Here is a 13174-nt window from a genome sequence, read left to right as displayed (position 1 = left end):
AGGAGACTGAATGTCTTATTTGCCTTTGGATGAATACCAAAGAAAATGGATTTTTACGCATCAGTCGATGCCAGTGCCAGAAGAAGATTTGGCATTTATCAAGCCGATGAGCCAAGCTCGTTCTGCGCAATTTTGGAAAGAGAACATTAGCGCGCAAAGCCCTGATATGGATCGCCTAAGCTCACAAGATTGGCCGATGAGTGAATCAAATTGGTTAGAATCTGTAGATTGGATGGCTGCATGGGAATCGGATGAGCCTGAAATGCCACAAGAAGTTGATGCACATATCGATTGGCAAGATGATGTGACCGTGTATTTCTGTTACGAAAAGTACAATGTCATAGAAACAAAATGGTCGATTTTTAAAAAGCATTGGAAGAACTTTTTGTTCTATGATGATGGTCCTATTCTTATTGGTCGTCGCCGCTCGCAAGCATTGTGGTTTGACTCAAAAGGAATGGTTAAACTTGGTGAGCGTCACTAACTTGTACTAACTCATCACCCGCTCATGATACTAGCCACCAACCAGGTGGCTTTTGTTTTTTTAAAGACTTGATAAAGGGCTTAGGACTCCGCCTGCACCTCTCTCAATTACGTGGGTATATATTTGGGTGGTCTTTACATCGGTGTGACCAAGCTGCTCTTGTACTGTTCTAATATCAGCACCAGATTCCAATAAATGCGTTGCAAAGCTATGTCTTAACGTGTGACAGGTGACCGTTTTTTCTATGTTTGCATCGAGCGCGGAGCGCTTTACCGCTCTTTGAATTGCGCTTTCATTTATATGATGTCTTCGCAGTTGTCCTGTCTCTTTGTCGACACTTAACTTGTTAGACGGAAACAAAAAGTGCCAATTGAAATCTAATTCTGCATTCGGATATTTACGGCGCAAACCTTCAGAGATGTAAACACCTGCGTATCCGGGTACATGCCGGTCCTTGAAGTAGTAGTTTCTTGCTAAGTTCATCTGCGATTTTAGCGGCTCATGGAGCTCTTTCGCCAATGTGACCGTACGGTTTTTTCCACCTTTCCCTTGCCAGACTCTCACTGCACCATAGTCATAATCTATGTCTTGGATTCTTAGTCTAAGGCATTCCATAATTCGAAGCCCAGAACCGTATAGGAGTTGGATGTGAAGCTTATATCTCGGATCGATATGTTGCACAAACCTGCGGACTTCATCGCGAGTCAAAACAACAGGGAGCTTCTTTTCCGTCAGTGATTTTTGGAACCTCATATCCAGTGAAAGCGGGGTTTTAAAAAAGTCTCGATATAAAAACGAAATAGCATTCAGCGCCAATGCTTGAGTTTTGACTGCAACTTTTTCATCGATAGCGAGGTGGCTGAGAAATCGAATAACGTCGTCTTCAGATAACTTCGATGGATGAGCAAGCTGATGGAATACAATAAAGCGCTTTATCCAGAATAGGTAACTCTCGATAGTTTTGTTGGCATAATGGCGAGTAAGCATATGCTCTTTTACACTTAGCAGAAATTGACTTTTCATAATATTATAGGTCTGTTTATTTATACAGGTGTTGTAATTTATCAATACTGGCCCAGTTATCATGCTTTTTGCCGTCTAATTGCGTGTTCAAACACACATATTCATACTACTTTTCTATTTGTTTCATGAAGATAAGTGCTAGGATTTGCTTTTCTCTTGTCAGGAAAGAAGGCGGTAGCGTGCGAGAAAGGCCGCTATTTGCGGTATAGAAAGCGTTATAACTTGTCTGTCCAATCATGATTATTGGGGTGAACCATGTACTCTTACAAAATGTCTAACATTGTTAGATATTCAAATATTGAGGCTCCGATGAAATTTCTCCGTAAGTATAAAATAAGCGTTCTTTTCTGTATCAGCGGTATTTTGTGTTTAATTGCTTATAACACCATCGGTTCATACGTAGATGGAAATGGCTTCTTAGTTGAGCCATTTGGGTTCATTCCTTTATTTTGGCTTTTTCAGCTACTGGCGTTAGTGGCTTTGGTTGTTACCTTCGTTAAACATAGAAAGGTTCAGTAAACGGGTTAGTTAAGCCACAAGCGCACTAAGAAGCTTCGTTATAACAAAGCATTTAAGAGTGATTCGCAACGCTTGGCAGTTTCGCTTTGCTCAAGTATAGCCAAGCGCTGCTCACACCTTAATGCGGCGTTATAACTCAAGGGCGTAACGTAAAAAATTCGTATGTTGTATCGTAGGTATAGCAAATCAAGATTGATAGTTAAAATTTATAAATAAAAAGGATGGTTATGAGGGTTACGCAATCAATTCCAACAGATAGCTTATATAAGTTTCAGGCTGTTTTGGGCTTGATATTAACAATATTTTTCTCTATTTCTTTTCTGTATATCCACTATTTGTATTTCAATTTCAGTGAAATGAACAGATTTTCTTCTAGCTATCATAATGCTGTTAATATGTTGGATATGATTGATTGTAGGAAAGAACAAATTTTAAATCCTCATGATGAAAGTAAAGATTGTGGGAAGTTGATAGTTACTGAAACAAGTGATTATATCGAAATCGAAAAATTAGACTACCTAAGAACAATTCAAGAAATAAATATTTCATTATATAAAAAGCATGAGGAAATAGCGAAACCACTGACTGAAAATGTTAATTTTGTAACAGGAATTAACCTACACCTTATTTATAGTGTTGGTTTTGTAATTTCTATAGCTTTACTCGTTGTTGGAATGAGAAATTGGCGTGATAATGTGCAAAAGCCAATTGACCAAATGACAAAACTTAATCTTAAGTTTAGAGAGCTAGAGTTGCGAAAAATCGAAAATGAAATGGCCATAGTTATTTTGGAAAATGACAAAGTAGAACAAGAATTAATTAATCTTGTTCTAGAAAAAAAGAAAATTGAACAAGAATCTATTAACCTTGATCTAGTCAACAAAAAGATGGAAGAAGATCTAGTCCTGGAAAAAGAAAAAAATAATAAAAAACTCACTTTTAAACTTGAGTTATAACAATCTGTTCAAGAGTGATTCGCAACGCTTGGCATTTTTGCTATGCGTTGCATTTAGTGTTTAAGGTAGCATGCGGGAACATCGGTATTGCGTTGCTCACACCTTAACAGGGCGTTAGCACTGGGTTGGCATCAGAGGTTAAAAGTCTTGGTATTTATTGGTTTCTTTTCCTAGCTTTACACAGGATCAAATGTGCGTTTCATGTTCGCTCCGGTGGCACTATATGAGTTGTTTTCGCTTTTATTTCACCGTTTACGGTTTCTAACTTTTGGGCTGTTTCGTTGGCGCTGTTTCTTTTTTGTGGTTGGTTTTTTAGTCTTCAATTCGGTACTTTGGTGTGATTGTTTAAGTCTGGTGAGCGAATCCTTTGCTAATTTGAAACTGGTCAAAATAGGGCAACTTGGCGTGTTTTTCTTCTCGCCAACTTACGTTTTGAGGTTGAGTTCTAGTTTGGCAGTTGTCCCTCAGTTTCAGCGTTTTAAGCCAACAGTTTCGTGCTATATTTCAATATCTTGGTGCAAACCAAAAGGTTTAGGTACAGCGTACTAACAAACAATTTAAGAGTGATTCGGCACGCGTGGCATTTTTAGTATGCGTTGGTTTTAGTGATTAAGGTGGTATGCGGCAGCATTGGTATTGCGTGCCTCACACCTTAATTGGGCGTTATTTCCGCAACGGATCTCTCAGGCTGAATGTACGTGGTTGTAGCCTAAGAGTGAAAGTGGCGGGGTAATAGGGTGGAAAAGCGGCGAAAAGGGCGAATATTGGTCATTTCCATGCTAGCCTTAAAGCGCTTTAAGCGCACCTTAATATGGCGCAGCAATTAAAGAGTGACGCTAAAGCGATTTAAGGTAGTGAGCTGCCAAATACTTCGGCTTCGATTTTTGCCTGCATACCGAAAATTTCTCGTCATATCAAAAGATTAGGCGTAAACATAGCCGACTTTAGTTGCGGAATAACAAGACGTTCAAGGCGATTCGAAACGCATTGGGGTTTTAGTGCCCAAATAGGCACGGATTTATCAGAGTTTATTTTAGGTTAGGGTGCATGTGTGTCTCTCACACCTTAACTGCGCGTTATTTCCGCAACGGATCTCTCAGGCTGAATGTACGTGATTGTAGCCTAAGAGTGAAAGTGGCGGGGTAATAGGGTGGAAAAGCGGCGAAAAGGGCGAATATTGGTCATTTCCATGCTAGCCTTAAAGCGCTTTAAGCGCACCTTAATATGGCGCAGCAATTAAAGAGTGACGCTAAAGCGATTTAAGGTAGTGAGCTGCCAAATACTTCGGCTTCGATTTTTGCCTGCATACCGAAAATTTCTCGTCATATCAAAAGATTAGGCGTAAACATAGCCGACTTTAGTTGCGGAATAACAAGACGTTCAAGGCGATTCGAAACGCATTGGGGTTTTAGTGCCCAAATAGGCACGGATTTATCAGAGTTTATTTTAGGTTAGGGTGCATGTGCGTCTCTCACACCTTAACTGCGCGTTATGTGCTAAGGTAAAGCAAGTTATAACGTTCTCACAGTGTTTATTTTAAAAGGATTTATTATGCACGCGATTTATTTACCTCTACTGATCTTTATTGTTTATGCAGTGGTCAACTCAATAATTGGATTCTTTTTAGGTGAAAGGAAGCTGAATAAAGGTGTAGCAGGGGCAATTTTTGGATTTATATTCGCATTTATCCCGCCATTAAATTTCATTTTCTTAGCCTTGTTGTACTTTAAAAAAACGCCGTTGAATGCACACAATTGATCTTTTTGTGCGCAACACAAGGTTAGGCCCTTAACTGTTAATGTATTGAATACGCTGTACAAGCGCACATAACAAACTGTTCAAGAGTGATTCGCAACGCGTGGCATTTTTACTATGCGTTGATTTTAGTGTTTAAGGTAGTATGCGGCGGCATCGGTAATGCGTTGCTCACACCTTAACAGGGCGTTATGAGTAAAGGCGAGTTCACGTTGATTGATAAATTAGTAAATGCTCCCAATTGGGTAAAGTATCTAGTCGGTTTTGTCGTGTTTTGTTTACTGGATGGTGTCTCTCAAGCGTGGGGGGAGAAAAACTATTTTTCTGGTGTTGTGGAAGCTTCATTAGCTGTTGCCTTATTTTGGGGGACTGCTCTAGCAACATTTGGCATAGCTGTGTACGGTGGAACTAAAGTGGCAAGCCGGTCTAGCTCCAACTTTTGGGGCTGGATTGTAGGTCTTGTAATTTTTACTTTGTTTGCAGTGGTTTCAGGTTTAGTTATAGCAGAGATCCCCGGAGTCGGTTGGCGATATAAAGCTCTTATGGGAAGTTAAGCTATGTCGTCAATTCCTCATAACAAATTGTTCAAGAGTGATTCGGCACGCGTAGCATTTTTACTATGCGTTAGGTTTAGTGGTTAAGGTAGTATGCGGAAGCATCGGTATTGCATGCCTCACACCTTAACAAGGCGTTATAGCAATTTAAGGATGAATATGTCTGAAAGTTCACGAATTGAACAGCTAAACTCGGAAATTGAGTCTTATTTAAATTATAGGAGTCAATTGGTTGAGGGTGAAACCAAGGTTTCTGAGGGACTTGATAAAGCTGTGCTTGCAATTTCAAGTGCGGGTCTAGGTTTAACATTTACCTTGTTTGATAAACTTTACATTGAAGGTAATGTTGATAGCCTGATATTTGCAAAATCGAGCTGGTTATTGTTTGTAGTCTCGGTGTTCTTTGTTTTATCTAGCTTGCTGTTTTCAGGACACCTGTATTATAGAAACAGAGAGCTTTCAGATAGCATTATTCAAAACAGAATAAGTATTATAAGTGCGATTCAAAATGAAGGTGATGAGGTTCCTGAAGAAGCGGTGTTTTCTGAGAATAAAAAACTAGTTCTTGTTGCTCGTCTCTCACATTACTTTGGTGCAATAGCTCTGTTTCTAGCTATTGCTTCGTTTGGATTATTTGTTTTCCAAAATACAGATTTTCAAAAACTTGAGTCAAATCAAGTAACAGAAGTTGGGCAACCAACGAACACAACGGAGATAAAAGAGAATGAATGATAAAACCCCACCTAGACCAGTTGATCAACCAAGAGAAACGCCAAAACATGCAGTCCCACCGCCACCACCTCCTCCAACGAGACCAACAAGACGCGGTTAAAATTGCTATAACAAACTGTTTAAGAGTGATTCGCAACGCGTGGCATTTTTGCTATGCGTTGCGTTTAGTGTATAAGGTGGTATGCGGAAGCATTGGTATTGCGTTGCTCACACCTTAACAGGGCGTTAGTTTGCAAGAGGATAAACGTAGCTATATCGCAAGATCTAGCGGTAAAAGTTCAAAGTTGAAATTGTCGTATTGGTGTTCAATTTCAGTGTTAATTAGCGTGGTTAAAATCCAAAATTGGCATCGTTTCAACGGTTGATTTATTCTTTGGTGCGGTGACTTTTGGGTTAATTGAGCTGAACTCTTTTGCTGAAACTCTGCTCGTTGAGTTTGCTGGTACAAAAGCCGATTTACTCGCTGAAATAACGTTTTCTCTGGTGTGGTAAGTTCATGTGGTTTCAGTGGCTTTGTTGAAAGTCCGCATTGTGAGATTGGTTTTCCAAAAGCGCTTTTTGGTGTTGTAAGTTCGTTTTCTGCGGCGTTGTTTGTTCCACGTGGTTTCATTGACTAGCCGCTTTTAGACTACGCCTGACTCAAATGCATCAAAACACATAAAGTTTGTTGTTTGCAAAGTTTAAAATGACTTAAAATCAACGTTTTGGGTTTGCAAACTAACAAACTGCTCAAGAGGGATTCGCAACGCGTGGCATTTTTACTATGCGTTGAATTTAGTGATTAAGGTGGTATGCGGCGGCTTCGGTATTGCGTTGCTCACCCCTTAGCAGGGCGTTAGGCTAAAAGAGGTAAGCACGGTGTATGTATCAAAGAAAGAAGCGGCGATACTTCTTAAAAAACGCCATAGTGAACTTTTTGATGCTTTGGATCACAAGAGGGGCACACTTTTCAAGATTTATGAAGAGGATGACTGGTCTTTTGTTATTAAAATGCATGCTTTTATTGAAGCAATGGTTACCGAGCTGCTTTTAACTCAAATTAATGACGATCGGATCCGTCCGACGATAGAGAGGTTGCCATTATCGGATGAACAGGCAGGCAAGCTTAAAATGGCAAAAGATCTAGATTTACTCGATGCGAATGAACGTAAATTTATCAAGATGTTTTCAAACTTGCGTAATAACTTAGCGCACCGTATTGAAAATATGGAGTTTACTTTCGATAGCTACATTGGTTCACTAGATAAGAATCAAAAAAAGGCTTGGGCTGACACAATAAGCTGGTATGCAAAAGAAGATACAAAAGTATACTACCAAGAAAATGCCTTAAAACACCCCAAAATGGTGATATTGCTTGGCATTTTTATAATGTCTGGTTTAAAGAAAATCATGGAAATGGAGTTAATAGGTTTTCGAGAAATCAATGATTTGGCTACTGAAACCACAAAAAAGTTACTGATGGATTTTTAGCCTAACAAGGCGTTCAAGTGGGATTCATGCCGCGTGGCATTTTTAGTTTGCGTTGATTTTCGTGGTGAAAGTGGTCTGCGGAAAGTTGGTTTATGCGGCATTCACCCCTTAACGCAGCGTTAGCTTCTTTGGAGGTCAATTGGAAGATTTAGTATTAATCTTAAACATTGCTGTGGTGGTATCCATATCCATCGGCGGCTTTCTTGTTAGAAACTACTTTCCCAAGTATTTATCTGAAAAAGCCAAAAACTTAGCGACAAAAGAAGATATTGGGCAGATTACAGATCAAGTAGAATCCATTAAACGTCAGCATGCTGTTGAACTCGAAAAAATCAAAACAGAACTAGATGTGAAAGGTGCTCTTCGTCAGTCATTTCAATCTAAGAGTTTGGACGCGCTGACTGCAATTGATGAGTTACTCGTAGAAATTCATCTATACAGCTGGAAACAACTCGCAGAACGATTACCAAATGAACATTACGTTTGGAGTAATGTCGACACTTTAGCCGACAATCGACATTTTCATTATTATCGCGTCGCTATAGATAAAGTTAAAATGGTTCACGGTCTTTACCTTACTTCAGCAGCAAAGCAAGCCTTGTCAGACTTATCTCAATCTATAGGTATGCTATCTAGTATGGAACTTGCTCTCAGCAATGGTCCTGACGAAGCAATATTAGAATCAGCAGTCTCAGGTTATTCGTCAGCCATTGAGTCTGTCGAAAAGTGCAGAAAGAAACTAATGCACGAGCTGGGAGTACAAAGCTAACAAAGCATTTAAGAGTGATTCGCAACGCTTGGCGTTTTCGCTTCGCTCAAGTATAGCCAAGCGCTGCTCACACCTTAATGCGGCGTTAGTACGGGTTTGACATCAAAGGTCATAAGTTTTGGTGTTTATCTGTTTTTGCGCTCGTCTTTACACCTTTCAGTTTGTACCTTTCACGTTCTTTCCGGTGGCACTACATGCGGAGTGTTTGTTTTGACTTCACCGTTTACGACTTCTAACTCTTAGCCTATTTCTTTGGTGCTTCTTCTTTTTCGTGGCTTTTACTAAGTCAGCATTGTCTTTCTTTGGTGTTGCTGTTGAAGTGCGAGGGTCGAATCCTTTTCTAATTTGAAGTCAGTAAAAGTAGGGGAGTTCAGTACGTTTTTCTTCTAGCCAACTTTCGTCTCTTAACCGAGTTTAAGTTTTGTAGCTGCCCGTCTCACTTCAGTGTTCAAAGCCTTTCATATCATGCCACTTTTCAATATCTTGGAGCGTATAAATAGAAGTAGCGCATGTACTAACAAATTGCTTAAGAGTGATTCGTAACGCGTGGCATTTTTACTTTGCGGTGGCTTATGGTGATTAAGGCGCTGTGCGGTAGCTTTTGTATTGCGTTACTCACACCTTAGCAAGGCGTTATAACCACGGCATAAAATGGAGTATTTATGATAGCAAGGGAATGGAAAGCTACCTGTCCGAAGGAGCATGAAGAAGGGTTTATTGTGTACCTTTACGAGACAGGCATAAAAGACACATCAGCCACCAAAGGTTTTCTTGGGGCACAAATTCTGAATCGAGATTTAGGAGATGATGCTGAAATCACGTTGCTGACTTACTGGGAAGACCTAGATTGTATTAAGTCGTTTGCAGGTGAAGATATCAGTATTGCTAAGTTGTACCCAGAAGACGAGAAGTACAAATTAAATCCTGATCTCCACGTGAGCCATTATGAAGTCCGCGAGAACATGTGGTTATAACAAAGCGTTTAAGAGGGACTTGGCACGCGTGGCATTTCCAATTTGCGTTGGGTTTAGTGGTTAAGGTGCTATGCGGTCACTTTTGTATTGCGTGCCTGCGCCCCTTAACGCGGCGTTATGGCGCAGCCATAGAACCACAGTCATCTAGTCAGAAATGAATTACAGGGAGGTTAACGTGGACAAAGTCGTTTTCATTCGGCAGCACCTTATTGAAAAAGGAGTCCCCACAGATCTAGTCTATCCTTGGCCTTTTCTTTGGGCAAAGCTTTTTAAGTCCAAAGGTAAACCTCTGGTCTTTCAATCGCCAATAAAACTGTTTGTTCTTGATGCATTATATGAGAGCGTAATTTGGGGGGGATTTATGTGGTTTATAGTTTGGCATTTACGCCCAGAGGGATGGCCAATCTATGTCATTTTATCAATTGCTTTTGGTTTGAGTATGGGGCTCGTTACGGCTTGGCGTGTACACAAAGCCAAGAAAAAACTTGGTCCTCTTGGTTGGGGGGAATGGTGTAAAGCAAACTACGAGTCAGCACCATAACAAAGCGTTTAAGACAGATTCACAACGCTTGGCGGTTTCACTTCGACTCAGCATTTGTGTCTACGGTGTGAGGTTTTAGGTTGGGTGGTTAGCGTTGCTCACTACTTAACGCGGCGTTAGCCGTCATGGAGCTTGCTATACTCAAAGTGATAGAATAGTATCACTTTAGTATTCCTTTGGAGCAGCTCTCATGAAAGTAGAACTAGTTACATCACTCAAACGTCAAGCAACTAAGATCCTCGCCGATCTCCACGACACCAAAGAACCAGTGTTAATTACCGAGCATGGTAAGCCATCTGCGTATCTAGTTGATGTTGATGACTACGAATTTATGCAAAATCGTTTAGCTATTCTTGAGGGTATTGCACGAGGTGAGCGTGCACTAGCTGATGGTAAAGTTGTAAGCCATGATGAAGCCAAGGACAAAATGTCAAAATGGCTGAAGTAATCTGGACTGAACCAGCGTTATCTGACCTCAATGATATCGCTGAATACATCGCACTTGAAAATATCGTAGCTGCAAAGCAGTTAGTACAAACGATCTTCTCCAAAGTCGAACGCCTACAAACTTTCCCAGAGTCAGGTCGTATTCCACCCGAGCTAGAACATTTAAGTTATCGTGAAGTTGTCGTTAATCCATGTCGTGTTTTCTATAAACAAGACGGTGACAAAGTGTTTATTCTGTTTGTTATGCGTGCAGAGAGAGATTTGCGTAAGTTCTTGTTGGGTAAGCAATAGCCTTTGGGAATGAGCGGCTAACAAACTGTTTAAGAGTGATTCGCAACGCGTGGCATTTTTACTATGCGTTGCGTTTAGTGTTTAAGGTGGTATGCGGGAGCTTCGGTATTGCGTTGCTCACACCTTAACAGGGCGTTATGCTTTTTTGCGAAGAAAAAGTGGCAGGTTTTCATTAGTTTTCAATAATAAGGACGTGATATGAAAAAAGTAGATTTATCATTGGCTGGCAATTACCTACATGAATCCGATGACTTAGGCGCATTAGAAAAATTTCTGATATCGGATGATTCTTTCTCAAAAACATCTATGAACTGTGCTATGTCGGCTTTGTTTGGTCGTATAGGTAATGCTCTTGATATCGATGAGGCGGTGTATGATCAACTCTCAAATACAAACAAATTTTATCTTGCCCGAGGAGCTTTTCCAGATCGTGAGCAAGAGTTGAGAGCTTACATTCTTGAAAGGTTTTATAAGTTCGTTAGCTAACTTGAGTACAAGCATAACAAACAATTTAAGAGTGATTCAGCACGCTTGGCATTTTGGGTTTGGCTTTAGTTCAGTGTTTACGGCGGTCAAACGAAGTGCCGTGGTCGCGTGCTTCACACCTTAATTGGGCGTTATGCTGCTTATAAAATTATGGGGTAATTGGCAGGTGGAATGGTTTATTGCAATTGTTAGCGCGCTAGTTGGTGCGGTAGTTGGTGCACTTTTTAGTTACCTATTTACCGACAGAAACAATAAGCAAAGAGCAAATAGAGTAGAAGCAGCTTTCTATAATGAATTTGAATATATATCAGATTCGCTCGTAAAATGGTTTAGTACATTAATAATAGAATATCGAGATCCGTTAAAGGAGCAATATTCGGGTTTGCCTTTTTTAGATCTATCACTGATTGATGCACTTGTCATAGAGTTAGCGAGCACTGAGAAAGTTGTTACTCCAGAACAAAGAAAACTGATAGTTCGCTTACGTCCAGTAATCGCAAGTCTGGCCAAAAACGATGAAAATCGTAATAAATATATTGAGACTTGGATGTTAAATGGTCACATGATGGATAATGAAGAGGAGCGAGACCATTCTAAAAGAATAAGCTATTACACGGGACTTCTTTTGGTTGATGTGACTCAGGCAATGTTCCATCTTAAAAAACTAAGCGTTGAAAAAGAGCGTTTCACCTTTTCAAAACATGCAACTTGGGAGGACTTTGCTAAAGCATGTTGCTTCTCTAGCGGTATTTCCTATGATGAAACGATGTGGAACCCCATGTTTTTTAAATTGGGGCTCAAGTAGAAAATCAGCATAACAAACAATTTAAGAGTGATTCACCACGCTTGGCATTTTGGGGTTGGGTCTAGTTTAGTGTCTATGGCGTTCAAATTGAGTTTTGTGGTTGCGTGGTTCACACCTTAATTGGGCGTTATGTGCTAAGGTAAAGCAAGTTATAACGTTCTCACAGTGTTTATTTTAAAAGGATTTATTATGCACGCGATTTATTTACCTCTACTGATCTTTATTGTTTATGCAGTGGTCAACTCAATAATTGGATTCTTTTTAGGTGAAAGGAAGCTGAATAAAGGTGTAGCAGGGGCAATTTTTGGATTTATATTCGCATTTATCCCGCCATTAAATTTCATTTTCTTAGCCTTGTTGTACTTTAAAAAAACGCCGTTGAATGCACACAATTGATCTTTTTGTGCGCAACACAAGGTTAGGCCCTTAACTGTTAATGTATTGAATACGCTGTACAAGCGCACATAACAAACTGTTCAAGAGTGATTCGCAACGCGTGGCATTTTTACTATGCGTTGATTTTAGTGTTTAAGGTAGTATGCGGCGGCATCGGTAATGCGTTGCTCACACCTTAACAGGGCGTTAGTTGTATGGAGATGTATGAAGTCGGAAGAAAGATATGGTGATTTAGTTCTTGTTTTAAAAGACGGTGAACAAGTCGCAAGTACTGTTGAAGAAAATGAAGTCATAACCTTGTTTAACCCACAAGGAGTGCGAGTTATTCCCGAGTATTGTCAAGTGGGGTTGGGGTATCACACTGCAAAAGGGAAGTTTAAAGTTACAAATAGCGTACCTTCAATTAATGATCCAATTTCTACAAATTTATATAAATTGCTTTCAAAATATGACGTTCTTTATGCGATAGATACAAATAAAAAGGTAGTCAATGGTACTGACTACTGCATATCTAACAGAATGCATCTTCAATTAGAACTCTTGAGATCCCAGTGCTGGCAGCTAAAATTAACTCGTTTACCTGCATACATATTTACTAATCCAACCAAAGGCGAACATGAAGAAAAAATTGGTTGGGTGCAATTTATGCAGTCAGAGCGACTAGCAGATAAAGATTTACGCATTGGTCTTGTGACCGATCATGATCTTGGTTATTTACCGTTATTAAATAGAAGACAAAAAGAAATTCCAGGCATGGGGCTGCTACCTGAAAATATTGAACTTATCTACGCTAGCGCTGATCGTGATAAAGGAAGCCCTTTAAATAAAGCTGTTATGTCGTGTGATGCTGACTCAAATTTTCTGCTCAATCAAATCGCACAAGGCAAAATGAACCTTGAATGCCTAACTGACTCACCATCTAATTTGTATGAACAATCTGGACTATTGTGCCCAAAATACAACTAACAAAGC

The 13174-nt window shown here is 39.9% G+C and carries 15 protein-coding genes; 14 read left to right on the top strand and 1 reads right to left on the bottom strand.

Annotation, left to right across the window (positions count from 1 at the left end; all coding sequences use genetic code 11):
• Positions 1–10: 10 nt before the first annotated feature.
• The gene (locus DYB02_RS11250; protein ID WP_005458833.1) at positions 11–484 is read left to right on the top strand and encodes a DUF2947 domain-containing protein; all 474 of its coding nucleotides are present in this window, start codon (positions 11–13) and stop codon (positions 482–484) included.
• Positions 485–544: 60 nt separating this feature from the next.
• Here DYB02_RS11250 and DYB02_RS11245 read toward each other — a convergent pair whose 3' ends face one another.
• Positions 545–1507 carry an integron integrase gene (locus DYB02_RS11245; protein WP_021823496.1) on the bottom strand — a complete coding sequence of 321 codons (963 nt, stop codon included), beginning with the start codon at positions 1505–1507 and terminating at the stop codon, positions 545–547.
• A 309-nt stretch (positions 1508–1816) separates the two neighbouring features.
• Here DYB02_RS11245 and DYB02_RS11240 point away from each other — a divergent pair, with 309 nt between their 5' ends.
• The 13 genes from DYB02_RS11240 (at position 1817) to DYB02_RS11110 (ending at position 13168) form a co-directional block, all read left to right on the top strand.
• Positions 1817–2026, top strand: coding sequence for a DUF3955 domain-containing protein (locus tag DYB02_RS11240; RefSeq protein ID WP_025510468.1), 210 nt, complete (start codon positions 1817–1819; stop codon positions 2024–2026).
• 227 nt (positions 2027–2253) lie between these two features.
• Complete coding sequence (locus tag DYB02_RS11235; protein ID WP_029807091.1) at positions 2254–2982, top strand: hypothetical protein; 729 nt, start codon at positions 2254–2256, stop codon at positions 2980–2982.
• Positions 2983–4928: 1946 nt separating this feature from the next.
• The gene (locus tag DYB02_RS11205) at positions 4929–5291 is read left to right on the top strand and encodes a hypothetical protein (protein WP_029807170.1); all 363 of its coding nucleotides are present in this window, start codon (positions 4929–4931) and stop codon (positions 5289–5291) included.
• 159 nt (positions 5292–5450) lie between these two features.
• Positions 5451–6023: a hypothetical protein gene (locus DYB02_RS11195; RefSeq protein WP_025639178.1), complete on the top strand. Its 573-nt coding sequence runs from the start codon at positions 5451–5453 to the stop codon at positions 6021–6023.
• An 858-nt stretch (positions 6024–6881) separates the two neighbouring features.
• A complete protein-coding gene (locus DYB02_RS11180; protein WP_029807124.1) occupies positions 6882–7493 on the top strand; it encodes a hypothetical protein in 612 nt (203 codons plus the stop codon).
• 139 nt (positions 7494–7632) lie between these two features.
• Entirely contained in the window at positions 7633–8262 is a 630-nt protein-coding gene (locus tag DYB02_RS11170; protein ID WP_029807123.1) for a hypothetical protein, read from the top strand.
• Between the two features lie 662 nt (positions 8263–8924).
• The gene (locus DYB02_RS11160; protein WP_017420651.1) at positions 8925–9236 is read left to right on the top strand and encodes an antibiotic biosynthesis monooxygenase family protein; all 312 of its coding nucleotides are present in this window, start codon (positions 8925–8927) and stop codon (positions 9234–9236) included.
• A gap of 175 nt (positions 9237–9411) precedes the next feature.
• The gene (locus DYB02_RS11150; protein WP_029807180.1) at positions 9412–9777 is read left to right on the top strand and encodes a DUF6404 family protein; all 366 of its coding nucleotides are present in this window, start codon (positions 9412–9414) and stop codon (positions 9775–9777) included.
• Between the two features lie 190 nt (positions 9778–9967).
• Positions 9968–10225 carry a type II toxin-antitoxin system Phd/YefM family antitoxin gene (locus tag DYB02_RS11145; protein WP_005448240.1) on the top strand — a complete coding sequence of 86 codons (258 nt, stop codon included), beginning with the start codon at positions 9968–9970 and terminating at the stop codon, positions 10223–10225.
• Complete coding sequence (locus DYB02_RS11140) at positions 10213–10515, top strand: type II toxin-antitoxin system RelE/ParE family toxin (protein WP_010448451.1); 303 nt, start codon at positions 10213–10215, stop codon at positions 10513–10515. Before DYB02_RS11145 ends, DYB02_RS11140 begins: the two co-directional genes overlap by 13 nt.
• 198 nt (positions 10516–10713) lie before the next feature.
• Entirely contained in the window at positions 10714–11001 is a 288-nt protein-coding gene (locus tag DYB02_RS11130; protein ID WP_029807151.1) for a hypothetical protein, read from the top strand.
• A gap of 166 nt (positions 11002–11167) precedes the next feature.
• Positions 11168–11806, top strand: coding sequence for a hypothetical protein (locus DYB02_RS11125; RefSeq protein WP_077345721.1), 639 nt, complete (start codon positions 11168–11170; stop codon positions 11804–11806).
• A gap of 600 nt (positions 11807–12406) precedes the next feature.
• A complete protein-coding gene (locus DYB02_RS11110; RefSeq protein ID WP_029807115.1) occupies positions 12407–13168 on the top strand; it encodes a hypothetical protein in 762 nt (253 codons plus the stop codon).
• Positions 13169–13174 lie beyond the last annotated feature (6 nt).

The organism is Vibrio parahaemolyticus (assembly GCF_900460535.1).
Lineage (GTDB): Bacteria > Pseudomonadota > Gammaproteobacteria > Enterobacterales > Vibrionaceae > Vibrio > Vibrio parahaemolyticus.
The sequence above is the reverse complement of the archived record's forward strand: the minus strand, read 5'-3'. Positions and strand labels throughout refer to the sequence as shown.